This is a genomic window from Pseudomonas sp. GQ91 (assembly GCF_059758795.1).
The window spans coordinates 181263-204876 of record NZ_JCAXED010000003.1; the positions used below are offsets into that span (position 1 = coordinate 181263).

The following is a 23614-nucleotide window of genomic DNA, read 5'->3' on the forward strand; positions in this document are numbered from 1 at the left end:
ATGGCCCAGAAGATCATTCGCGTAGGCGACATCGAGATTGCCAACGACAAGCCCATGGTGCTGTTTGGCGGCATGAACGTGCTGGAAAGCCGCGACATGGCGATGCAGGTCTGTGAAGAATACGTGCGTGTTACCCAGAAACTGGGTATCCCCTACGTATTCAAGGCCAGCTTCGACAAGGCCAACCGTTCGTCCGTGACTTCCTACCGTGGCCCGGGCCTTGAAGAAGGCATGCGGATCTTCCAGGACATCAAGCAAGCCTTCGGCGTACCGATCATCACCGATGTCCACGAGCCTGAGCAGGCTGCCGTGGTCGCCGAGGTGTGCGACATCATCCAGTTGCCGGCCTTCCTGTCGCGCCAGACCGACCTGGTGGTCGCCATGGCCAAGACCGGCGCGGTGATCAACATCAAGAAAGCCCAGTTCCTCGCACCCCAGGAAATGAAACATATCCTGAGCAAGTGCGTGGAAGCGGGTAACGACCAGTTGATCCTCTGCGAGCGGGGTTCGAGCTTCGGCTACAACAACCTGGTGGTGGACATGCTCGGTTTCGGCATCATGAAGCAGTTCGAATACCCGGTATTCTTCGACGTGACCCACGCGCTGCAAATGCCCGGTGGTCGCTCGGACTCCGCCGGTGGGCGACGTGCCCAGGTGACGGACCTGGCCAAGGCTGGCATGAGCCAGTCATTGGCAGGCCTTTTCCTGGAAGCTCATCCGGACCCGGACAATGCCAAATGCGACGGTCCATGCGCGCTGCGCCTGGATAAACTGGAGCCATTCCTGGCCCAGCTCAAGCAGTTGGACGAACTGGTCAAGAGTTTTCCGACGGTAGAGACCGCGTAACTGCCGTTTCTCCGGTAAACTTTCCCACGCTTTACGCTCAGGCCCACGGGCCTGGGCCTTGTCCTCTGCAAGCCTGCCCCGTTGTTCCACCCTTGCGGTCGGTCAAAAGATTTCCTTCAGCTGCGTCGTTTTCGTCAACTTTGGAGTGTTTACAACAATGGCAAAAATCGTCGACATCAAAGGTCGTGAAGTTCTCGACTCCCGTGGCAACCCCACCGTCGAAGCCGACGTGCTTCTCGATAACGGCATCATCGGCAGCGCCTGCGCGCCGTCGGGTGCTTCCACCGGTTCCCGTGAAGCACTGGAACTGCGTGATGGCGACAAGAGCCGTTACCTGGGCAAGGGCGTGCTCAAGGCTGTAGCCAACATCAACGGGCCGATTCGTGACCTGTTGCTGGGCAAGGACCCGCTGGACCAGAAAGCCCTGGACCAGGCGATGATCAAGCTCGACGGTACCGAAAACAAAGGCAGCCTGGGCGCCAACGCCATCCTCGCCGTGTCCCTGGCTGCCGCCAAGGCTGCTGCGCAGGATCAGGACCTGCCGCTGTACGCGCACATTGCCAACCTGAACGGCACTCCAGGTGTCTACTCGATGCCGGTCCCGATGATGAACATCATCAACGGTGGCGAGCACGCGGACAACAACGTCGATATCCAGGAATTCATGGTGCAGCCGGTTGGCGCCAAGTCCTTCTCCGAAGGCCTGCGCATGGGTACCGAAATCTTCCATCACTTGAAAGCTGTGCTGAAGGCCCGTGGCCTGAGCACCGCGGTCGGTGACGAAGGTGGTTTCGCGCCGAACCTGGCGTCTAACGAAGATGCGCTGAAAGTGATCTCCGAAGCCGTGGCCAACGCCGGTTACACGCTGGGCAGCGACGTGACCCTGGCCCTGGACTGCGCGGCCAGCGAATTCTACGAAGATGGCAAGTACAACCTGTCCGGCGAAGGCCAGGTGTTCAACGCCGAAGGTTTTGCTGATTACCTGAAAGGCTTGAGCGAACGCTACCCGATCATCTCCATTGAGGATGGCCTGGACGAGTCCGACTGGGATGGCTGGAAGATCCTCACCGACAAGATCGGCGAGAAAGTCCAGTTGGTGGGCGACGACCTGTTCGTGACCAACACCAAGATCCTGAAAGAGGGCATCGACAAGAAGATCGCCAACTCGATCCTGATCAAGTTCAACCAGATCGGCACCCTGACCGAAACCCTGGAAGCCATCCAGATGGCCAAGGCCGCGGGTTACACCGCCGTGATTTCCCACCGCTCCGGCGAAACCGAAGATTCGACCATTGCCGATCTGGCCGTGGGCACTTCGGCGGGTCAGATCAAGACCGGCTCCCTGTGCCGCTCCGATCGCGTCTCCAAGTACAACCAATTGCTGCGTATCGAAGAGCAATTGGGTGCTAAAGCCAAGTACAACGGTCGCGGCGAGTTTCGCGGCTGAGTCGTTAGTGGTAAAAAGACAACAGGTCATGTGTGGAAAAAAGACGCTACGCGGCGAATTTTCCCACTAATCTGATGCCTATCAAGCACAAGCCTGGTTCTTCCAGGCTTCGTGCTATCTGTTTCAAAAGTTTTGCATGGCTGTCTTTTCCACTGGATACCCGATATTCGATGCGCAGTCCCAATTGGTTGTTCCTCGTCTTGCTCTTGCTTCTGGCTGGCCTGCAATACCGCCTTTGGGTGGGTGATGGCAGTCTGGCGCAGGTCACCGACCTGACCCAGCAAATAGCCGAGCAGCACGCCGAAAACGAGCGTTTGCTGGAGCGCAACCGCGTGCTCTATGCGGAAGTGCTTGAGTTGAAAAAAGGCATGGAGACCGTCGAAGAGCGGGCTCGTCATGAGTTGGGCATGGTCAAGGAGGGTGAAACCCTCTACCAGTTGGCTCAATGAATTCCTGTTTGCCGGCCTTCTGGGCCGTGATTCCTGCCGCGGGCGTCGGTGCCCGTATGGCTGCGGACCGTCCCAAGCAGTACCTGCAATTGGGTGGGCGCACAATTCTTGAACACAGCCTCGGCTGTTTCCTCGATCATCCCGCCCTGATGGGGTTGGTGGTCAGTCTTGCTGTCGATGATCCTTATTGGCCGAACCTGGCGTATGCCAACGACCCGAGAATTACCCGTGTCGAAGGTGGTGACGAGCGCTCGGGCTCGGTGCTGAATGCGCTGCTGCACCTGCATGCCCAAGGCGCCGGTGACGACGACTGGGTGCTGGTCCATGATGCGGCAAGGCCCAACTTGAGTCGTGATGATCTGGACAAGCTGCTATCCACGCTTGCGGATGATCCTGTCGGTGGATTGCTGGCGGTGCCGGCGCGCGACACCCTCAAGCGTGTGGATAAGCACGGGCGGGTGGTGGAAACGGTGGATCGCAGCCTGATCTGGCAGGCTTATACGCCGCAGATGTTTCGTCTGGGGGCTCTGCACCGGGCATTGGCCGACAGCCTGGTGGCTGACGCGCTGATCACCGACGAAGCCTCCGCGATGGAGTGGGCCGGCCAGGCGCCGCGGCTGATTGAAGGGCGCTCGGACAATATCAAGGTGACGCGGCCGGAGGATCTGGAGTGGCTGAGGTTGCGCTGGGCTAATCGCAGGTAAGTCAGTTACACCGAGTTGACTCTATCGCGAGCAAGCCCGCTCCCACATTCAGCCTCATTTCAAAGGTGGAATGCGCTCGAATGTGGGAGCGGGCTTGCTCGCGATGAGGCTTGCCCAGACAACAAACACTCACCCGCCATACTCCGGCCGTCCAGCCAATCCCTCCTTCAAGAACTCCACCAACTTGCGCACCTTCGGCGATAAATGCCGCTGCTGCGGATACAGCGCCCACACCGCCGTATTCGGCGGCTGATGACTCTCCAGTAATGAAACCAGCGCGCCGCTGTGCAAATGCTCCAGCACGTAATAGTCCGGTAACTGACACAGCCCCACCCCCTGCAGCGCGGCGTCCAATACCGCTTGCCCACTGTTGCAGCGCCAGTTTCCCTGCACCCTTTGGGAAAACTCCCGACCGTCCTGCGCCAACTGCCAGATATCCGAGCTGCCAATCAAGCAATTGTGCCGGCTCAATTCCGACAAGCTATGGGGTCGTCCATACCGCTCAAGGTAGGAGGGTGAGGCGCACAGGTACATGCGCCGGGGGGCAAGGCGGCTGGCGACCATTCGCGAGTCTTGCAGTCGGCCCAGGCGAATCGCCAGGTCCAGCCCTTCATGTACCAGGTCCAGCGGGCGGTTGCTCAATTCGATATCGACCCGTAGCTGCGGATAGAGCCCCATAAAACGCGTCACCAGTGGCACGATAAAGCGCTCGCCGTACGCCACGGCACAGGTCATGCGGAGCATGCCTTTGGGCTCGCTGGTCAGGTCGCCGACTGCTCGCAAGGCTTCTTCACGGCCGTCCTGCAAGCGCTGGCAATGCTGCAGAAAAGTTTGCCCTGCTTCAGTTAGCGCCACGCGGCGGGTGCTGCGATAAAGCAGGCGGGTCTGCAGTCGTTCTTCCAGCCGTACGATCTGACGACTGATGTGGGAGGAGGACACCCCGAGACGTTCAGCGGCGGCGGTGAATTGGCTGCATTCGGCGACGGCGACAAACTCATCGATACCTTCCCAGCGGCTTTCGGACATCAGGATTATCCCTGTATGGCAATAATGTTTTGCTTTTGATCTGATTATTCATCGTAAGGCGCTGTATTACACTCTTTGTCTCGTTTTTATTCACTGGAGAGTCAGCATGATCAAGTCGCGCGCCGCCGTTGCCTTCGAGGCCAAGAAGCCGCTGGAAATCGTTGAGGTCGATGTGGCCCTGCCCAAGGCCGGTGAAGTTCTGCTGCGCGTAGTTGCTTCCGGTGTTTGCCACACTGACGCCTACACACTGTCGGGCGCCGATCCCGAAGGCATCTTCCCGTCGATCCTTGGCCATGAAGGCGGCGCAGTGGTCGAGGCGATTGGCGAGGGCGTGACGTCGGTAGCGGTAGGCGATCACGTGATTCCGCTGTACACCCCGGAGTGCGGCAAATGCAAATTCTGTCTGTCGGGCAAGACCAACCTCTGCCAGGCGATTCGCGCAACGCAGGGTAAAGGCCTGATGCCGGATGGTACTTCGCGTTTTTCCTACAAGGGCGAAACGATTTTCCACTACATGGGCACCTCGACCTTTTCCGAGTACACCGTGTTGCCGGAAATCTCCGTAGCCAAGATCTCCAAAGAGGCACCGCTGGAAAAAGTCTGCCTGCTGGGCTGCGGCGTCACCACTGGCATCGGTGCGGTACTCAACACCGCCAAGGTCAAGCCCGGCGACACCGTGGCCATCTTTGGCCTGGGCGGCATCGGTCTGTCGGCGGTGATCGGTGCGGTGAAAGCCAAGGCCGCTCGCATCATTGCCATTGATATCAACCCGGCCAAGTTTGAAATCGCCAAGCAACTGGGTGCTACAGACTGTGTAAACCCGAAAGACTTCGACCGTCCGATTCAGGAAGTCATCGTTGACATGACCGATGGCGGCGTCGACTTTTCCTTCGAGTGCATCGGCAATGTGCAGCTGATGCGTGCCGCCCTTGAATGCTGCCACAAGGGTTGGGGTGAGTCGGTGATCATCGGTGTGGCCGGTGCCGGCCAGGAAATCGCGACCCGTCCGTTCCAACTGGTCACCGGTCGCGTCTGGCGCGGTTCGGCTTTCGGTGGCGTACGTGGGCGCAGTGAGTTGCCAAGCTATGTGGACATGGCCCAGAGCGGCGAAATCCCGCTGGATACGTTCATCACCCACACCATGGGGCTGGAAGATATCAACAAGGCGTTTGATCTGATGCATGAAGGCAAAAGCATTCGTACCGTCATTCATTTTTGAAGCAGCGGCAAGCTGCCAGCTATAAGCGCCAAAGTGGGTGTACGCCTTCTTGCCGCTTGAAGCTTGCAGCTTATAGCTGGGAGCTCTCCCATGACCTTGGAAAACATTTCCTGCCAGAAGAGTTTTGGTGGCTGGCATAAGCGTTACAAACACAGCTCGCAGGTGCTGGGCTGCGATATGACCTTCGCCGTCTACCTGCCGCCTCAAGCCGAGCAGGGCGGCAAGCTGCCGGTGTTGTACTGGCTGTCGGGGCTGACCTGCACCGATGAGAACTTCATGCAGAAGGCCGGCGCGATGCGCATGGCGGCGGAGTTGGGCTTGATTATCGTCGCGCCGGATACCAGCCCGCGTGGAGCCGGCGTGCCGGATGATCCGGAAAACGCCTGGGACTTTGGCCTGGGGGCCGGGTTTTATCTGAATGCGACCCAGGAACCCTGGGCCAAACACTATCGGATGCATGACTACGTCGTGCAGGAATTGCCAGCGCTGGTCGAGGCGCATTTCCCTGCTTCGGACAAGCGCGGTATCAGCGGTCACTCCATGGGCGGTCATGGAGCGCTGGTATGTGCGTTGCGCAACCCAGGGCGTTATCAGTCGGTATCGGCATTTTCACCGATCAATAACCCGATGGATTGTCCTTGGGGGCAGAAGGCATTTTCCCACTATCTTGGCGACGAGCGCTCGAAGTGGCGGGAGTGGGATGCGTGTGTGCTGATCGGCGAAGCCTCGGAAAAACTGCCATTGCTGGTAGATCAGGGCGATCGTGACGACTTTATCGCCACGCAACTCAAGCCCGAAGCCTTGCAGCAAGCGGCCAAGACCGCCGGTCATCCGTTGGAGCTGCGCCTGCAACCGGGTTATGACCACAGCTACTTTTTTATCGCCAGCTTCATTGATGACCATTTGCGGCATCATGGACGTGCTTTGCTCGGTTAATGTGAGGCAAAAGTAGGTAGAATCACGCCCTGAATTAAATCGGGGCGTTTTTTTATGCGTATTGGCCATGGCTATGATGTGCATCGTTTCGCCGAAGGCGACTTCATCACCTTGGGCGGCGTACGGATCGCACACCACCACGGGTTGCTGGCTCATTCCGACGGCGACGTTGTCTTGCATGCCTTGAGCGATGCTTTGCTCGGCGCAGCAGCGTTGGGGGATATCGGCAAACACTTTCCGGACACCGATCCCACTTTCAAGGGCGCGGACAGCCGCGTGCTGTTGCGGCATGTGGTCGGCCTGATCCACGCCAAGGGCTGGAAGGTGGGCAATGTCGATAACACCATCGTTGCCCAGGCGCCCAAGATGGCCCCGCATATTGAATCGATGCGCGCATTGATTGCCGCGGACCTGCAAATAGAATTGGACCAAGTGAACGTGAAAGCCACCACCACCGAGAAGCTCGGCTTTACCGGTCGTGAAGAGGGGATTGCCGTGCATTCCGTTGCTGTGTTGTTGCGCGCATGAATGATCTGCAACTGTTAGGCCCGCGAGCCTATGGCGATGCACTTGGCAGCGCGGTACTCAAGGCCACAGCCGAAGACTTTCAGGTCGATGAAGTGCTGGATATCCCGCTGACCGGCGAGGGTGAACACTTGTGGCTATGGGTGGAAAAGCGTGGGCTGAACACCGAGGAAGCTGCGCGGCGCATTGCCAAGGCCGCCGGTGTGCCATTGCGTACCGTCAGCTATGCCGGGCTCAAGGATCGCCAGGCGTTGACGCGCCAATGGTTCAGCGTGCAGCTGCCGGGCAAGGCTGATCCCGATTTGAGCGGGGCGGAAAACGACACCCTCAAGATTCTGAAAATTGCTCGGCATAAGCGCAAGTTGCAGCGCGGTGCGCATTCGGCCAACGGTTTTACTTTGCGCCTGACCCAGTTGTCCGGCGATAGCGCTGCCCTTGATGCGCGCCTGCAACTGATTGCCCGGCACGGGATCCCCAATTATTTCGGCTCCCAGCGTTTTGGGCATAACGGCGGTAACGTCGTCGATGCCCGTGCCTGGGCAGCACGCAAGGCCTTGCCGGAGCAGCGCAACGTGCGTTCGCGGCTGCTGTCGACTGCACGCAGCTTGCTGTTCAATAAAGTGCTGGCGGCACGGGTCGCCGATGGCTCATGGCAGTGTGCCCAGGTCGGTGACCTGCTGGCGTTTACCGACAGCCGCAGCTTTTTCCCGGCGGGCGAGGCCGAGTGCAGTGACCCGCGCCTGGCCATCCTCGACCTGCATCCCACCGGGCCGCAGTGGGGGGAGGGCGATTCGCCTGCCAGCGGCGCGACCCATGCGCTGGAACAAGCCGTCGCAGAGAGCGAGGCGGACCTGCGCGATTGGCTGGTGAATGCCGGGATGAGTCAGGAACGTCGCATTCTGCGACTGCCCATTAGCGGGTTGACGTGGCATTATCCCGAACCTGACATTCTGCAATTGGAATTCGTCCTGCCGGCCGGATGCTTCGCCACTGTCTTGGTGCGCGAGCTTGTTGATCTGGTGCCGGTGGGGCAGACGGACAGCCCATGCGTATTCTGATATCAAACGACGACGGGGTCACCGCACCCGGCCTTGCCGCGCTTCATGCTGCGCTGGCGGATTACGCCGAGTGCGTGGTGGTTGCCCCGGACCAGGACAAAAGTGGCGCCAGCAGTTCGCTGACCCTCGACCGTCCGCTGCACCCGCAGACATTGGCCAATGGCTTCGTCAGCGTTAACGGCACCCCGACCGATTGCGTGCACCTGGCGCTCAACAGCCTGCTGGAGCACGAGCCGGACCTGGTTGTCTCCGGTATCAATCTGGGGGCTAACCTGGGTGACGATGTGTTGTATTCCGGCACCGTGGCGGCGGCTCTTGAGGGACGCTTCCTGGGACGCACTTCGTTCGCCTTTTCGTTGGCTTCGCGTCAATTGGACAACTTGCCGGCAGCGGCGTATTTCGCCCGCAAGCTGATAGAAGCCCATGACACTCTGGACTTGCCGCCGCGCACAGTGCTTAACGTCAATATCCCCAATCTGCCTCTGGATCATATTCGCGGCATCCAGCTGACCCGCCTGGGCCATCGCGCGCGGGCGGCAACTCCGCTGAAAGTCGTCGATCCCCGTGGCAAGGAAGGCTATTGGATCGCCGCGGCCGGCGATGCCGAGGACGGTGGGCCAGGTACGGATTTCCATGCGGTGATGCAAGGTTATGTTTCGATTACCCCGTTGCAACTCGATCGCACCTTCAGTGATGCCTTCAGTAGCCTCGATGGCTGGCTGGAGGGGCTGCGCTGATGGCTCGTGAACAAGACGACCTGCTGCGCCGGGGCATCGGCATGACCTCCCAGCGTACACGCGAGCGGTTGATCCAGCGGCTGTATGAAGAAGGCTTGTCCAACGCCCAGGTGCTGGAAGTCATTCGCCGTACTCCGCGGCATTTGTTCGTGGATGAGGCGCTGGCACACCGCGCCTATGAAGACACCGCGCTGCCCATCGGCCACAACCAGACGATCTCCCAGCCGTATATGGTGGCGCGGATGAGCGAACTGTTGCTGGCCGCGGGTCCGCTGGACAAGGTGTTGGAAATCGGCACCGGCTCGGGCTATCAGACTGCGGTGCTGTCGCAACTGGTGGAGCGGGTTTTTTCCGTCGAGCGGATCAAGGTATTGCAAGACCGGGCCAAGGAGCGCCTGGTCGAATTGAACCTGCGCAACGTGGTTTTTCGCTGGGGCGATGGTTGGGAAGGCTGGCCCGCGCTGGCGCCCTACAATGGCATCATTGTCACGGCCGTCGCGACCGATGTGCCGCAGGCGCTGCTGGATCAGCTCGCGCCGGGTGGACGCCTGGTCATTCCGGTGGGATCCGGCGAGGTGCAGCAATTGATGCTGATCGTTCGCGAGGAAGAGGGTTTTTCCCGGCATGTCTTGGGGGCCGTGCGTTTTGTCCCGCTGCTCAATGGCCCGCTGGCCTGATCATTTAATAGCATGTACTGAATTCTATTGCCGGGCATGTGTCTTACAGCGAAGTCCATTGAGTCAATATGATTCATGCCGATGGGCAAACGAGATGAATTTTTCGTTTCCAGGTTGTTGCCGGTTAACGTTCGGCAGCCAGTTATACTGGCGACACACTTCAAGCCTGTTACAGGCGTTCATGTTTAGCCAGCACAAAGGGAGCGGCGGGTGAGTCTCACGGTCAATGCGCAGCGTATGAGTAAAAACAGCTTTCAGCGACTGGTGATTGGCCTTGTCTTGAGTTCCTTGCTGGTGGCTTGCTCCAGCACGCCCGGCGGCGGAGCGCGGGTTATCGATCGCAACAAGGCGGCGCCACAACGGCCGACGGTCACCACTGGGCAATATGTGGTGCGCAAGGGCGACACGCTGTTCTCGATCGCCTTTCGTTATGGATGGGATTACAAGGCGTTAGCAGCTCGTAACAATATTCCTGTGCCTTACACGATACACCCAGGCCAAGCCATTCGTTTCGATGGCCGCTCCGGTTCAAGGCCTACGGCAGTAGTGACAAAGTCCGGTTCCTCGGCGTCGTCATCCAGCAAGACCACGATCATCACCAAGCCTGCAGGCACCGCGACAACCACCGTCGTGAAAAAGCCAGCGCCCGCGCCGTTGCCACCTGCCGGGCCCGCGCCGAGTGGTTGGGGATGGCCCTCGAACGGTGTCCTTATTGGAAAATTCTCTTCAAACGGTAGTTTGAATAAAGGCATTGATATCGCGGGGGATTTGGGACAGCCTGTTTTAGCTGCGTCAAATGGGACAGTGGTATACGCCGGGAGTGGTTTACGGGGCTACGGCGAGCTGATCATCATTAAGCACAGCGATACCTACGTCAGTGCCTACGGTCATAACCGCAGGTTGTTGGTTCGGGAGGGGCAGCAGGTCAAGGTTGGGCAGACAATTGCCGAAATGGGGTCGACGGGCACAGATCGGGTGAAACTTCACTTTGAGATTCGCCGCCAAGGTAAACCTGTTGATCCATTGCAATTCCTTCCCCGGCGTTGATGTGATGTCAGCCTGTTCCCTCACGTAGAAGGAACAGGCTCCAGCGTTGCCAAGGATAAAGGCGTCGCTTGAGCTTGAGGTCGAACTCACCAAAGGACTATAACAATGGCTCTCAGTAAAGAAGCGCCGGAGTTTGACATCGACGATGAGGTTCTCCTTATGGAGACCGGCATCGGCACGGATTCGATGTCGAATGAGGGACCCGCAGTACCTTCAGTTCGCGCCAAATCCAAAAACTCCCCCGCGTTAAAACAGCACAAATACATTGATTACACCCGGGCGCTCGACGCGACCCAGCTGTATCTCAATGAAATCGGCTTTTCTCCTTTGCTCACTCCCGAAGAGGAAGTCCACTTTGCGCGCTTGTCGCAAAAGGGCGATCCGGCGGGGCGCAAGCGCATGATTGAAAGCAACTTGCGGCTGGTGGTGAAAATCGCCCGACGCTATGTCAATCGTGGGCTTTCCCTGTTGGACCTGATCGAGGAGGGCAATCTCGGCTTGATCCGGGCGGTGGAGAAATTTGACCCGGAGCGGGGCTTCCGTTTTTCGACTTATGCCACGTGGTGGATCCGCCAGACCATCGAACGGGCAATCATGAACCAGACCCGGACCATCCGGCTGCCGATTCATGTGGTCAAGGAGCTCAACGTCTACCTACGGGCGGCGCGTGAGCTGACACAAAAACTCGATCATGAACCTTCGCCTGAAGAAATCGCCAACCTGCTGGAAAAACCGGTAGGCGAGGTCAAGCGCATGCTGGGCCTCAATGAGCGCGTGTCGTCAGTCGATGTCTCGCTGGGTCCGGATTCGGATAAAACCCTGCTGGATACCTTGACGGATGATCGTCCCACGGATCCTTGCGAGCTGTTGCAGGACGATGATCTGTCGCAAAGCATCGATCAGTGGTTGTCCGAGCTGACGGACAAGCAGCGCGAAGTGGTGATACGCCGTTTCGGCCTGCGTGGCCATGAGAGCAGCACGCTGGAGGATGTTGGCCTGGAGATTGGCTTGACCCGCGAGCGGGTCCGGCAGATTCAGGTGGAAGGGCTCAAGCGCCTGCGTGAGATCCTGGAAAAGAATGGCTTGTCGAGTGAGTCGTTGTTTCAATAACGACACAGTACGAAATGTGGGAGCGGGCTTGCTCGCGAATGCGGTGGATCAGCCAGTATATCTGTCGACTGACACTCTGCATTCGCGAGCAAGCCCGCTCCCACATTTTTTTGTGCTGGGTGTTACCTGGTGCCAGGGTCAAATCCCGGGCATAAAAAAGCCCCGCTTTTGAGGGCGGGGCTTTTTGACTGGATCAGTACAAGTTAGATAACTTGAACTTCTTCAGCTTGCATGCCTTTCTGACCGCGGGTAGCGATGAAAGAAACCTGTTGGCCTTCTTTCAGGCTTTTGAAGCCGTCGGATTGGATAGCTTTGAAGTGAACGAACAGGTCGTCACCGGATTGTGGAGTGATGAAGCCGAAGCCTTTTTCATCGTTGAACCACTTAACGGTACCAGTTTGGCGATTAGACATGGTGTAACTCCTTGGACAAAGTTAACTGCGACTCAGGAAAAGCCCTGGCCGAGACTGAGTGCAAAGAGCAGGAAAAATTCTTGGAGATGGTTGGATCGAAATTCAACATATCGTGTAGAGATTCTCAGTGACACAAGCAGCACAGTGGCGCCACCTTAACCCTTTTTCAGGAACGTGCCAATGGTATTTCCGAAGGTTTCTCTATTTTCGTGACTGGCGGTGCGCTTTTCTGGCGTTGCGATTACGCCGCAAAGGTGTGGCCCCATTGCTCCGGGCCAGGCAATTCACTGAGCTACTCAAGAAAAAGCCCGGGGTCCTTTGAACCACGAGGCCAGCCCCGGTAAGATGCCCAACAGAATTTACCACCTCGCTATTCAGGACACCCGCCATGAGCATCAAATCGGACAAGTGGATTCGCCGCATGGCGCAAGAGCACGGCATGATCGAGCCCTTCGTAGAGCGCCAGATGCGCGGCGAAGGCGCCGACCGGCTGATTTCGTTCGGGGTTTCCAGCTATGGCTACGATGTACGTTGCGCCGATGAATTCAAGGTGTTCACCAACATCAACTCGGCCACTGTCGACCCGAAGAATTTTGACGAAAAAAGCTTCGTCGACGTCAAGAGCGACGTCTGCATCATCCCACCGAACTCCTTTGCGCTGGCGCGCACCGTCGAATTCTTTCGCATTCCACGCAATGTGCTGACCATTTGCCTGGGCAAGAGCACGTACGCGCGTTGCGGCATTATCGTCAACGTCACCCCGCTCGAGCCGGAGTGGGAAGGACACGTGACGCTGGAGTTCTCCAATACCACCACCTTGCCGGCGAAAATCTACGCCAACGAAGGTGTTGCACAGATGCTGTTCTTTGAATCCGACGAAGAGTGTGAAGTCTCCTACAAAGACCGTGGCGGCAAGTATCAGGGCCAGCGCGGCGTCACGTTGCCACGCACCTGATCGAAACGTCTTACACACCAAGGGAATTTGTCGGCGGGTGGACACTCTATTGGGTGTACCGCCCCGGATCGTGCAAAACGTTCCGGGCCATGCTTGAGGAGTCCCTTATGAAGCTCGATCCGCGAATAAGCGCCGAACTCGCCCGACTTGAACCCAACCAGATTGGCGTGCTTGCCTGGTCCTTGATGGCTGATCCTGCGTTCGCCGGTGGTATCCCCGGCCAGCCAGGCCCAGATGATCCCTGGCCAACGCAGCCCGAAGAGCCTGGCGAACCAGTCCTCCCCGACGAACCGCCTCCCGCGCCAGTGGCTTGATTCTTCGCCCACGGCACGCAATGGTCAGTTGCCTAGTGCACTGGCCACACTTGTTGGTCGCCGATAACGAAAACCTGGCTGTCCTCTTCGTAATGCCCTGAATGCCCTCCGGTGAACGCGCCGAATGCCGGCAGCAGGCTTACCTGTTTGCCGATGACAAAGCACGGCAGGCGAAGACTTTGTCGGCCCTTGCCGCGTAATCGATAGACCGGGTGCACATGCCCGGCGAGAACGTGCTGGCCCGGATAGGCATCCGGCTCGTGTTGCAAGGCAAAGGGCCCGACCAGCAGCGGTTCAGTGACGACTTCGATGTCCAGGTCCTCAGGCGGGTCTCCAGCGCGTTTGTCGTGATTGCCGCGAATCAGCGTCAAAGGCAGGCCGTGATGGTGCTGGCGCCACGCTCTCAGCGCGCTCAGGGTTCCCTGGGCATGCGAACCGGGACCGTGAAGAAAATCGCCCAGAAAGATCACCCGCTCGCAGGCCAGATCCTGCAGCAGGCGATCCAGTTGTTGAAGGTTTTCGTGGGTGGTGCCTTTGGGCACTGGCTGACCCAGGCTGCGATAGGCTGAGGCCTTGCCGAAGTGAGCGTCGGCGATGAGCAGGGTCTTTTCCGCGGGCCAGTACACGGCCTTGTCCGCCAGTAGCCACAGCTCTTCGCCGGCCACGCGCACTGAATAATGGGCGGGCATCAACGTTTGCCTGCGTCGGCGATTTTTTCCAGATCCTTGACCATTCGCGCGATGCGTTCCGAGAGTTTCTCCGAACTCAGGCTTTCCCGAAAGCGTTCCACGAGCAGAGGGAAGGCCAAGGGCGTGGGGCGTTTGATCGAGTGCAGGTCGAGCTGTAATGCCGACAAGTGGCACAAGGTGTCCTCCAGCCGGCGAATATCCAACTCATCACGCAGGACTTCTTCCCCGGCCTGGCTCAGCAGTAGATTCTGCGGGTCGTATTGTTTGAACACCTCATAGAATAAGCCGCTGGACGCCTGGACCTGGCGCGTGCTCTTGGGCGCGCCGGGGTAGCCTGCGAACACCAGTCCGGCGATCCGCGCGATTTCGCGAAAGCGCCGTAAAGCCAGTTCGCCCGCGTTAAGACTCGCCGCCACATCGGCTAACAACTGATCGGTACTCAACAGCGCTTTGTCGAGCAATAGCGGCCAGTTCACTTCGGTGGCGCTAAGCAGTTCCAGGCCATAGTCGTTGACGGCGATCGAGAAGGTCACGGCTTGCCGCTGACTGACCCGCCATGCCACGAGGCTGGCCAGCCCCAGATGGACCTGGCGACCGGCAAACGGGTAGAGAAACAGATGCCAGCCTTCCCGCGACTTGAGGACTTCTGCCAGCAGACGGTCGCGGGCGGGCAGTCCGGACCAGCGTAGCTGGGTTTCCAGCAGCGGCTGTATGGCCTGCATTTCCGCTCCGCGATACTGGCCCTGAGCTGCGGCATCAAAGCGTTCGATCACGGCCTGGGCCAGCTCATTGGAAAGCGGCATGCGTCCGCCATTCCAGCGCGGCACGGCAGCTTTTTTCGCGGTGCCGCGCCGCACATAAGCGGTCATGTTTTCCACCCGAACCAACTCCAGCAGGCGCCCGCCGAACAGGAAACCGTCTCCCGGCTTGAGCCGCGCGATAAAAGCTTCTTCTACGCTTCCCAGGGTCTTGCCGCCGCCGCCCTTGCTCCAGAATTTCAACTGGATGCTGGCATCGCTGACGATCGTGCCCACGCTCATGCGATGGCGACGTGCCAAACGCGCATCGGGGACGCGCCAGATACCCTGTTCGTCTGGCTCCACGCGGCGGTAATCGGGGTAGGCGGTCAACGACAGCCCGCCATGTCTTACGAAGGCCAGGGCCCAGTCCCAGTTGGCCTGTGTCAGGTCACGATAAGCCCAGGTGCTGCGTACTTCCGCCAGCAGCGCCTCTGGGGTAAACCCGCCACCCAGCGCCATACTCACCACGTGTTGCACCAACACATCCAAGGGGGCATGAGGGGATTCGCGGCCCTCGATGTGGCGCTCGGCAATGGCGTCCCGGACGGCGGCGGCCTCCACCAGTTCCAGACTGTGGGTCGGCACCAGCGTCACCCGTGACGGTCGACCGGGGGCATGGCCGGAGCGCCCGGCGCGCTGCATCAAGCGTGCGACGCCTTTGGCCGAGCCAATCTGCAACACCCGCTCCACCGGCAAGAAATCCACCCCGAGGTCCAGGCTCGAGGTACAGACCACGGCCTTCAGTTGGCCGTCCTTCAAGGCCCGTTCCACCCAGTCACGGGTTTCCCGGGACAGCGAGCCGTGGTGCAGGGCGATCACGCCGGCCCACTCGGGGCGAGCCTCAAGCAATGCCTGGTACCAGATCTCCGCCTGCGCGCGAGTGTTGGTAAAGACCAGGCAACTGGTGCTGCTGTCGATCTGGGCCGCCACCTGGGGCAGCATTTTCAGACCGATGTGGCCAGCCCAGGGAAAACGCTCGATAACCGGCGGCAACAGCGTATCCACCTGCAGTTGTTTGGCGGTTTGCCCCTGCACGTTTATCCCATCGTCTTGTGGGATCAGTACTTGCAGCGCGTGTTGCTGATTACCGAGGGTCGCGGAAATGCCCCATACAATCAGCTGCGGATGCCATTGTCGCAAACGGGCGAGGGCGAGTTGCAGTTGGACGCCGCGTTTGTTACCAATCAGTTCATGCCATTCGTCCACCACTACCATGCGCAGAGACGACAGGCTGGTTTGGCTGTCAGCGCGTGCGAGCATCAGGGTCAGGCTTTCCGGGGTGGTGATCAGTGCAGTGGGAAGTCGCCGGCTTTGGCGGGCACGTTCACTGCTGCTGGTGTCGCCAGTGCGCAGGCCGACACTCCAGGGGATCTGTAACGATGCCAGCGGCGCTTCAAGGGCCCTGGCCGTGTCGGCCGCCAGCGCTCGCATGGGGGTGATCCAGAGTACTGTCAGCGGTTCCGTGGGAGGTTTGCGCTTGCCCGATGTGGGCGGACGAGTGCTGGCGAAACGATTGAGGGCGGCAAACCACAGCGCGTAGGTTTTACCCGCGCCGGTGCTGGCATGAAGTAACCCCGACTGACCCTGTTTGACCGCCGTCCACACCTGTTTCTGAAAGGCGAAGGGCTTCCAGCCCTTGGCGGTAAACCATTGTCTGGTGAAGTCGGAAGGTTTTGCCATGCGCGGTTGACGCTCCTGAGGGCCTATTTCACTGACCTTTCAGAAACCGCAAAGGTTTAACTGAAACCCCTTGCCAGTGCAGTTTCTTCAACGCCCGGCTCCGGCAGCCGCGCGGACTCAAGTCAGCAACGCCTGCAAGGTGGCCAGGCTGTCGGCGTCGTCTACCGACTTGTCCTGGCGCCAGCGCAGCATCCGCGGGAAGCGCACCGCAATCCCGCTCTTGTGCCGCTTGGACAACGCGATACCCTCAAAGCCCAGCTCAAACACCAGGCTGGGTGTGACGCTGCTGACCGGGCCGAATTTCTCCACGGTGGTCTTGCGGATAATGCCGTCGACCTTGCGCATTTCCTCATCGGTAAGCCCGGAATAGGCCTTGGCAAACGGCACCAGCGTGCGCTCGCTGCTACCCGGCGGTCCGTCCCACACGGCGAAGGTGTAATCGCTGTAGAGACTGGCGCGTCGCCCGTGACCGCGCTGGGCATAGATCAGCACGGCATCGACACTGAACGGCTCGACTTTCCACTTCCACCACACGCCCATGTCCTTGGTCCGGCCCACGCCATAGAGGCCCTCCCGGGCCTTGAGCATCATGCCTTCCACGCCGAGGCGACGGGAGGCTTCGCGCTGTTCGGCCAAGTCCTGCCAGCTATCGCCCGTCAACAGCGCAGACGCGATCAGCGTTGGCTGATTGCATGCGCCGATGACCTGCTCCAGCTGTTCCCGACGCTGGGCCTGGGTGTGGTTGCGCCAGTCCTCGCCCTGATGTTCCAGCAGGTCATAGGCCAGCAAGGCCACCGGAGCGTCTTCGAGAATTTTCTTGCTCAGGGTTTTACGGCCGATACGCTGTTGCAGTTGGGCGAAGGGTTGCACGCGGGGCTCGGCAGCTTCCAGCAGCGCTCCAGGCTGCGCTTTCCACACCACGATTTCGCCGTCGATCACCGTGCCGTCGGGCAGGCCATGCACCAGGTCGTGGAGTTCGGGGAAGCGTTCAGTGACCAATTCCTCGCCCCGCGACCAGATCCACAGTCGTCCCTCGCGTTTGACCAATTGCGCGCGAATGCCATCCCATTTCCATTCCACCTGCCAGTCTTGCGGCGCTCCGAGCAGGCTGTCGAACTGCTCCGCCGGTTGGGCGAGGGCATGCGCGAGAAAAAACGGATAGGGCTGGCCACCGCGCTGTGCATGTTCGTCGGATGACTCGGGCGCAATCAGCTTGCGGTAGCCCTCGGCGGTCGGACGATTGGACAGGTCGGTGTAACCCACCAGGCGCTGGGCCACGCGCTTGCTGTCCAACCCCGCCATGGCGGCGAGGGCACGGGTTACCAGCAGTTTCGATACGCCGACCCGGAAGCTGCCGGTGATCAGCTTGATACACAGCATCAGGCTTGGCTGATCCAGCTGCGCCCAGAGCGCGGGCAGGCGCTCGGCCAGTTCCTGAGGGGCCAGTCCGCGCAAGGGCAGGAGCTTTTCTTCGAGCCATGGCGCGAGGCCGTCATCCGAGGTGTGGGGTGATTCCGGTAATAGCAGGGAAATGGTCTCGGCCAGGTCGCCCACCGACTGATAGCTCTCCTCGAACAACCAGGGCGCGATGCCCGAGGCTTCGGTCGCCATGTCCCTCAGGAGGCGGGTGGGCACCAGTTGTCGTGGCCGCCCGCCAGACAGGAAATACACGGCCCAGGCCGCATCTGCCGCGGGTGCTTGCAGGAAATACGCTTGCAAGGCGGCGAGCTTGGCATTGCTGGAGGTCGTGGCGTCGAGATTGGCGTACAGCTCGGCGAAGGCTTTCATGACGAGGCATCCTCTTCGTCATCACCATATTCGGTGGTGAATCCCTGGGCATCCAGGCCCTTTTCGCGCAAATGCCTGACCAGCACGCCGACCGAGCCGTGGGTGACCATGACCCGTTCGGCCCCGGTCTGCTCGATGGCCCACAACAGTCCTGGCCAGTCGGCGTGGTCCGAGAGCACGAAACCGCGATCCACGCCGCGCCGCCGTCGAGTGCCGCGCAGGCGCATCCAACCACTGGCGAAGGCATCGCTGTAGTCGCCGAACCGGCGTATCCAGGTGCTGCCACCGGCCGAGGGTGGGGCAATGATCAGGGCTTGGCGCAGCAGCGGATCAGTTTTTTTGAAGTCGCCGGCGTACAGGGTTTGCGGAATATAAATACCGGCTTCGCGATATACCCGGTTCAAGGGCTCGACCGCGCCGTGACTGAGGATCGGGCCGATGCTCGCGTCGATGCCATGGAGAATCCGTTGGGCCTTACCGAAGGAGTAACAGAACAGCACGCTGGCCTTGCCCGCAGCGATATTGGCCTGCCACCAGTCGTTGATCCCGGCAAAGATCTGCGCCTGGGGCTGCCAGCGATAAATCGGCAGGCCGAAGGTCGATTCGGTGATAAATGTGTGGCAACGCACGGGTTCGAAGGGGGCACAGGTGCCGTCGGGTTCGACTTTATAGTCACCGGAGGCGACCCAGACTTCGCCCTGATATTCCAGGCGCACCTGGGCCGAACCCAGCACGTGGCCGGCGGGATGGAAGCTCAAGGTCACGCCGTGATGGAGCAGCGGTTCGCCGTAGGCGAGGGTTTGCAGGTTGATGTCCTGGCCGAGGCGCGAGCGCAAGATGCCTTCGCCGGGCGCCGCCGCCAAATAGTGCTGGTTGCCGCCGCGGGCGTGATCGCCGTGGGCGTGAGTGATGACGGAGCGTTCCACCGGGCGCCAGGGGTCGATGTAGAAATCCCCGGCGGGGCAATACAGGCCTTCCGGCCGGGCAATAACAAGGTCCATGGGCGTGCCAGGGCGGTGGGCTTGTTAGTTATGAGGCGGCGCAGGGTTTGGAAGTTCGATAAAACACTGCAGTTCGATGTCGGGGGCGGGTCGGGGATGGGGACCTATCCGTTACTGCGGCAACGGATAGGTCCCCCAAACTCAGGCAGCTACTGGGTCCAGCTAGCCTCCCGTTACTTGCCAGGCACCAGTGTCAACCGCGTCTTCCCATACACCCTGTCAAAGTTCTGCGGTTGCAGCGGGAAACTCAGGTATTGCGCCCTGAGCCAGGGATCAATCCCATCGGTATAGTGCGGGCTGGCCGGGTTGCCGGAGTGGCCGATGCCGTTCTGACCCATCATCGGCTCTACCTGGCCGAAGTCGACGATCATTCGCAGCGCCTGCACCTGAAGCGTGTCGAAGCCCTGGCCCCGGTTATACGGCGAGCTGTTCAACGTGTCGTGATCCCCGCCTGCCGCCACGGGGCCGCGCAGGGGCTGGTCGGTGGTGTTTTTCCAGGTATAGCTGTGGAGCTTGCCCCATTGCCAGGCTTTGTGATCAATGCCCAATTGGCTGTCACCGGCGGTGATGGCAGCCGCCAGGCTACGGGCGAGGATTGTCGGCTTGAGTTCTTTTTGCGCGGTGCGTACGTCATCCCAGAACGGACTGTCTTCGCGCCCCAGCAAGTGATCGGCCTGGGCCGAGTACGACAGATTGGCGTTGCTGATAAAAGCTTTCCAGGTGGCGCTGGTCTCAGGCCCGAGTTCGTCAAGGAAGATCTGCCGAGTGCTTTCCTGCAGGAACAGCTCGTAGATCGCCGCGTCGCTGGAGCCAGGCGCCAAGCGACCGTCAAACGCCATCAAGCGATTGAACGCTTCCTGAGCCTTCGAGCGTTCGACGGCGGGCAGGTCGTTGATCGCCTGTTTCAGCGGTTGGGCCATTCCTGGAGCGTTGAACATGGCCTTGAGCTTGGCGGCAAAAGGGCTGGTCTGGTCGTACTGCATGGCGATCATGCTGCGCGTGTCATGTTTGCCGGCACTTGCCAGTTGCGCCAGGCGCTCACTGCGCTCCGGCGCGTCCCAGGAGTTGGACAACTGCATGCCGTAGCCACGTGGGGCGGTGCGCTGGTTGGCGGTACCGAGCCAGCCTTGGGGCGGGTCCTGGTCATACGGGTGCAGCATGGCATCGGCATAGCCGTCCCAGTCAAAGCGCGCATCCCAGCCTGGCGACGGTAACAGGCCTTGGCCTTCGCGACGGTTGGGGAAGCGTCCGGTGACTTGCCAGCCGATGTTGCTGGCGTCGGCGAAGACCATGTTCAGGGCAATGGCGCGAATTTCCCGGGTGGCGTCCGACGCCTTGCTGGCGTTTTGTGCTCGCGACAAGTCGAAGAACGCATCCAGGCTCTGGTCATCCTTGAAACTTGCGGTTTGCAAGGCCAGACCGTATCCGCTGTCGAGCACCTGGGGGCTGTTGAGCAGAGCGCCATGACGGGTTTCGTACACCGCTTCACGAATAGGTCGCTGCCCTTTGGCGAAGAACGTTTCGTTACGCAGCGTGGCAGGCAGCCATTTTCCGTTGTTCTCGTAATACAGCGCACTGCCTTGGCGCCTGATTTTTTCCAGGAACAGATCCTGGGTATCGCCCTTGGCCGCGCTCATGCTCCAGGCGACCTTGCCGTTGAAACCGGAAAACAGAAGGGGCAATCCTGCAATCGAGACACCGGCGGCCTGATACTTCGGGGCGCGAATCTGCACATAGTTCCAGGGCGAGGGTGCCTGAAGCCCGGCCGACAGGTCATTGGCCAACAGGCTCTTGCCGCTGCGGCTGCGTTGCGCAGTGATGGCCCAGTTGCTGGAGGTGGTTACATTCAGAGCATTGATGGCATTTACGTGTCGGCTGGCGCTATCCAGTTCAGCGAGACCGGCGATCTGGCGCAGGTCCAGCCCCTTGAGTTTAGCGCTCTCATCCAGCGGCAGCGGTTCATCCGGGGCGCTCGGGGTCAGCCAGGCGAGCGTGTCGGCCCCGACTTTCCCAGCCAATACCAGTGAGGACGACTCTTCCTGCACGTTGGCCGACTGACTGAAACTCAGCAGGCAGAACAGCAGCGCCGAATCTTCCGGTTTCCAGTATTCCGGCTTGTAACCGGTCTCGGCCAGGTCCGGGGGCAGCTTGTCGCGGTAGCGGAACAGGTACGCGTTGACCCCGCGGGCATAGACATCAAAGAAGCGCTTGAGGCGTGGTGACGAGGCGTTGTACAGCTCGCCGGCGCTTTTTTTCAGGTTGACCGCGCGCATGAAGCGGTCGACATCCAGTACGTCCGGCCCCGACATTTCTGCCAGGCGACCCTGGGCCAGCAGGCGCAGGGTGACCATCTGCTTGATGCGGTCGCTGGCATGCACATAACCCAGGGTGAACAGCGCGTCATGGAAGGTGCTGCTTTCGATCAGCGGCATGCCCTGGCTGTTGCGGCGCACCGAAACGTTTTGCGCCAGTCCCTTGAGTGGCTGCACGCCGGAAACCGGGGGCAGGGTGTCGTGGGTGTTCATTGACTGGCAACCGGCCAGGCTCAAGGCGCTGGCCAGTGCTGCGGCAACGCCGAACCGGGGAAGAACGTGTAAGAGGGCTGGCGAGGCCATGGCAAAGCTCCTGCGGGGGGACGTCAGTAAAGGCGCTACGTTAGTGAGCGCGGCGAAACGACGCAAGCGGGAGGCGCAGCTTATTTTGTGGATTTGAATGAGCAAGCACTGGCGCTGTCGAACTGGGGCTCGACAGCGCATGCATGAAAGGATGTCAGGGCTTCGGTGGGTTTACTTTTGCCACCAGTTCATAGGCCCGCACCGTCGCCGGCCGTTCCTTGATCTGGTTGAACCAGCGCTGTACATGGGGGAAGTCTTCGAGCTTCTGGCTCTGCCACGTGTGGGAGACGATCCATGGGTAAATCGCCATGTCGGCGATGCTGTAATCCTCCCCTGCGACAAACGCGCGGTCTGCCAGGCGCCGATCCAGCACGCCGTACAAGCGGGCCGTTTCATCGACGTAGCGCTTGATGGCATAGGGGATCTTTTCCGCGGCGAACTGGCTGAAGTGATGGTTTTGCCCGGCCATTGGGCCAAGCCCACCCATTTGCCAGAACAGCCATTGCAGGACTTCCTGGCGGGCGCGCAGGTCCTGGGACAGGAACCGGCCGGTCTTTTCCGCGAGGTAGAGCAAGATTGCGCCGGACTCGAACAGGGAAATGGGTGCTCCACCGTCAACCGGGTGCTGATCGACAATCGCCGGAATGCGGTTGTTGGGAGCAATCTTCAGGAAGTCAGGCTTGAACTGGTCGCCCTGGCCAATATTGATCGGATGCACCTGGTAGGGCAGGCCGGCTTCTTCGAGGAATAAGGAAATTTTGTGACCGTTGGGAGTGGTCCAGTAGTACAAGTCGATCATGAAGCTCTCCAGAAGGGATAGCATTTGAACGGACAGACAACACCGCCAATGTATGGATCACCCTACATTGGCGGATGTTCAGGGCATCAGGCCCCGTGGCACTTCTTGAATTTCTTGGCGCTGCCGCATGGGCAAGGATCGTTACGGCCAACGTCCTTCAGGGTGTTGCGCACGGGCTCCTGGTGGGCGTGACCGCAGTTCGGGCCGTGGACATGACCATGGTCGTGATGGTCGTGATCATGGTTGCAGTCTGGTCCATGGACATGGGGTTGCTGAGTCATCGATGTCGCTCCGGAATAAAATCGCCAGGGATTATCTCGCCCCTGCGCATCACTTGCACGTCGTTGCCGATGAATAATCCGGTTTTCAGCTCGCCCTCCAGGCGGTAGGGAATGGGGCGTTGCGGTTTTTTCAGCAGATCAGCGATTTTCCGCACTTGTGGCCACAGGTTGGTGCGCACCGATACTTTGAAAAATCCCCGACTGTGGGGCGGCACGGTCAGCCACTCGTTGGACTCCCCTTCGGCCAGTTCCACATCGGCGAGACTGATCCTGTAGATCAGGCCGCGCACCGTCAGGTCCGAGTCGCCCCGGTTATCGACGCGAAAGTGCAGCTTGAACTTCTGCTCCAGCAACTTGGCTCGTACCAACTCCACGTTGACCAAGTGTATCTGGGGCGGTGGCGTGTCCTCCGCGAACCAGGAAGCACAGCCCGAGAGTGTGAGCGTCCACGCCAGCAGAAGGCTGAGAGTACGTAACCGGATAACCATGGCGGAGTCT

Annotated in this window: 24 protein-coding genes; 14 read left to right on the forward strand and 10 right to left on the reverse strand. The window is 59.9% G+C overall.

All coding sequences use genetic code 11. The features are described from left to right. From kdsA to ispD, 4 genes are all read left to right on the forward strand, one after another. On the forward strand, positions 1–846 hold the full coding sequence (kdsA, locus tag AC6CIA_RS05625) for a 3-deoxy-8-phosphooctulonate synthase (protein ID WP_003189190.1): 846 nt from the start codon (positions 1–3) through the stop codon (positions 844–846). A 157-nt stretch (positions 847–1003) separates the two neighbouring features. After that, positions 1004–2293 (forward strand): phosphopyruvate hydratase, encoded by a 1290-nt coding sequence (gene eno / locus AC6CIA_RS05630; protein ID WP_084377148.1) that lies wholly within the window; start codon positions 1004–1006, stop codon positions 2291–2293. A gap of 170 nt (positions 2294–2463) precedes the next feature. Beyond that, on the forward strand, positions 2464–2742 hold the full coding sequence (gene ftsB, locus AC6CIA_RS05635; protein WP_084377146.1) for a cell division protein FtsB: 279 nt from the start codon (positions 2464–2466) through the stop codon (positions 2740–2742). Further along, positions 2739–3446 carry a 2-C-methyl-D-erythritol 4-phosphate cytidylyltransferase gene (gene ispD / locus AC6CIA_RS05640; protein WP_498311010.1) on the forward strand — a complete coding sequence of 236 codons (708 nt, stop codon included), beginning with the start codon at positions 2739–2741 and terminating at the stop codon, positions 3444–3446. The genes ftsB and ispD overlap by 4 nt, the downstream gene beginning before the upstream one ends. A gap of 129 nt (positions 3447–3575) precedes the next feature. Here the strand turns inward: ispD and AC6CIA_RS05645 are convergent, their stop codons facing one another. Beyond that, positions 3576–4472 carry a LysR substrate-binding domain-containing protein gene (locus AC6CIA_RS05645; protein WP_339529041.1) on the reverse strand — a complete coding sequence of 299 codons (897 nt, stop codon included), beginning with the start codon at positions 4470–4472 and terminating at the stop codon, positions 3576–3578. A gap of 106 nt (positions 4473–4578) precedes the next feature. On the opposite strand from AC6CIA_RS05645, the gene AC6CIA_RS05650 reads away from it, so the two are divergent. From AC6CIA_RS05650 to rpoS, 8 genes are all read left to right on the forward strand, one after another. Next, the gene (locus tag AC6CIA_RS05650; protein ID WP_498311012.1) at positions 4579–5691 is read left to right on the forward strand and encodes an S-(hydroxymethyl)glutathione dehydrogenase/class III alcohol dehydrogenase; all 1113 of its coding nucleotides are present in this window, start codon (positions 4579–4581) and stop codon (positions 5689–5691) included. A 90-nt stretch (positions 5692–5781) separates the two neighbouring features. Beyond that, complete coding sequence (fghA, locus tag AC6CIA_RS05655) at positions 5782–6627, forward strand: S-formylglutathione hydrolase (protein ID WP_498311014.1); 846 nt, start codon at positions 5782–5784, stop codon at positions 6625–6627. Positions 6628–6681: 54 nt separating this feature from the next. Continuing rightward, the gene (ispF, locus tag AC6CIA_RS05660) at positions 6682–7155 is read left to right on the forward strand and encodes a 2-C-methyl-D-erythritol 2,4-cyclodiphosphate synthase (protein WP_339529044.1); all 474 of its coding nucleotides are present in this window, start codon (positions 6682–6684) and stop codon (positions 7153–7155) included. Continuing rightward, the gene (truD, locus tag AC6CIA_RS05665) at positions 7152–8210 is read left to right on the forward strand and encodes a tRNA pseudouridine(13) synthase TruD (RefSeq protein WP_498311016.1); all 1059 of its coding nucleotides are present in this window, start codon (positions 7152–7154) and stop codon (positions 8208–8210) included. Before ispF ends, truD begins: the two co-directional genes overlap by 4 nt. After that, positions 8198–8947 (forward strand): 5'/3'-nucleotidase SurE, encoded by a 750-nt coding sequence (surE, locus tag AC6CIA_RS05670; protein ID WP_498311017.1) that lies wholly within the window; start codon positions 8198–8200, stop codon positions 8945–8947. Before truD ends, surE begins: the two co-directional genes overlap by 13 nt. 41 nt (positions 8948–8988) lie before the next feature. Next, positions 8989–9624 (forward strand): protein-L-isoaspartate(D-aspartate) O-methyltransferase, encoded by a 636-nt coding sequence (locus AC6CIA_RS05675; RefSeq protein ID WP_169865481.1) that lies wholly within the window; start codon positions 8989–8991, stop codon positions 9622–9624. A 210-nt stretch (positions 9625–9834) separates the two neighbouring features. Continuing rightward, complete coding sequence (locus tag AC6CIA_RS05680; protein WP_498311019.1) at positions 9835–10671, forward strand: peptidoglycan DD-metalloendopeptidase family protein; 837 nt, start codon at positions 9835–9837, stop codon at positions 10669–10671. A gap of 105 nt (positions 10672–10776) precedes the next feature. Further along, positions 10777–11781 (forward strand): RNA polymerase sigma factor RpoS, encoded by a 1005-nt coding sequence (gene rpoS / locus AC6CIA_RS05685; protein WP_339529047.1) that lies wholly within the window; start codon positions 10777–10779, stop codon positions 11779–11781. A 203-nt stretch (positions 11782–11984) separates the two neighbouring features. Here rpoS and AC6CIA_RS05690 read toward each other — a convergent pair whose 3' ends face one another. Then, positions 11985–12194, reverse strand: a complete 210-nt coding sequence (locus AC6CIA_RS05690; RefSeq protein ID WP_002554837.1) for a cold-shock protein — start codon at positions 12192–12194, stop codon at positions 11985–11987. A gap of 388 nt (positions 12195–12582) precedes the next feature. Between AC6CIA_RS05690 and dcd the strand changes: the two genes are divergently transcribed. Both dcd and AC6CIA_RS05700 read left to right on the forward strand, forming a co-directional pair. Beyond that, complete coding sequence (dcd, locus tag AC6CIA_RS05695) at positions 12583–13149, forward strand: dCTP deaminase (protein ID WP_019692149.1); 567 nt, start codon at positions 12583–12585, stop codon at positions 13147–13149. Between the two features lie 107 nt (positions 13150–13256). After that, on the forward strand, positions 13257–13463 hold the full coding sequence (locus AC6CIA_RS05700; RefSeq protein ID WP_339529048.1) for a hypothetical protein: 207 nt from the start codon (positions 13257–13259) through the stop codon (positions 13461–13463). 32 nt (positions 13464–13495) lie between these two features. Here AC6CIA_RS05700 and pdeM read toward each other — a convergent pair whose 3' ends face one another. The 8 genes from pdeM to AC6CIA_RS05740 all read right to left on the reverse strand — a co-directional run bounded on the left by pdeM (position 13496) and on the right by AC6CIA_RS05740 (position 23604). Continuing rightward, the gene (gene pdeM / locus AC6CIA_RS05705; RefSeq protein ID WP_498311021.1) at positions 13496–14152 is read right to left on the reverse strand and encodes a ligase-associated DNA damage response endonuclease PdeM; all 657 of its coding nucleotides are present in this window, start codon (positions 14150–14152) and stop codon (positions 13496–13498) included. Beyond that, positions 14152–16632, reverse strand: a complete 2481-nt coding sequence (locus AC6CIA_RS05710) for a ligase-associated DNA damage response DEXH box helicase (RefSeq protein ID WP_498311023.1) — start codon at positions 16630–16632, stop codon at positions 14152–14154. The genes pdeM and AC6CIA_RS05710 overlap by 1 nt, the downstream gene beginning before the upstream one ends. Positions 16633–16749: 117 nt before the next feature. After that, complete coding sequence (locus AC6CIA_RS05715; RefSeq protein ID WP_498311025.1) at positions 16750–18420, reverse strand: ATP-dependent DNA ligase; 1671 nt, start codon at positions 18418–18420, stop codon at positions 16750–16752. Next, a complete protein-coding gene (locus tag AC6CIA_RS05720) occupies positions 18417–19421 on the reverse strand; it encodes a ligase-associated DNA damage response exonuclease (RefSeq protein WP_498311027.1) in 1005 nt (334 codons plus the stop codon). Before AC6CIA_RS05720 ends, AC6CIA_RS05715 begins: the two co-directional genes overlap by 4 nt. Positions 19422–19594: 173 nt before the next feature. Further along, the gene (locus AC6CIA_RS05725) at positions 19595–22036 is read right to left on the reverse strand and encodes a penicillin acylase family protein (protein WP_498311029.1); all 2442 of its coding nucleotides are present in this window, start codon (positions 22034–22036) and stop codon (positions 19595–19597) included. Positions 22037–22190: 154 nt separating this feature from the next. Further along, positions 22191–22835: a glutathione binding-like protein gene (locus AC6CIA_RS05730; RefSeq protein ID WP_498311031.1), complete on the reverse strand. Its 645-nt coding sequence runs from the start codon at positions 22833–22835 to the stop codon at positions 22191–22193. Positions 22836–22921: 86 nt separating this feature from the next. Continuing rightward, a complete protein-coding gene (locus AC6CIA_RS05735; RefSeq protein ID WP_410018823.1) occupies positions 22922–23116 on the reverse strand; it encodes an SEC-C metal-binding domain-containing protein in 195 nt (64 codons plus the stop codon). Then, complete coding sequence (locus AC6CIA_RS05740; RefSeq protein WP_498311033.1) at positions 23113–23604, reverse strand: LEA/WHy family protein; 492 nt, start codon at positions 23602–23604, stop codon at positions 23113–23115. The genes AC6CIA_RS05735 and AC6CIA_RS05740 overlap by 4 nt, the downstream gene beginning before the upstream one ends. Positions 23605–23614 lie beyond the last annotated feature (10 nt).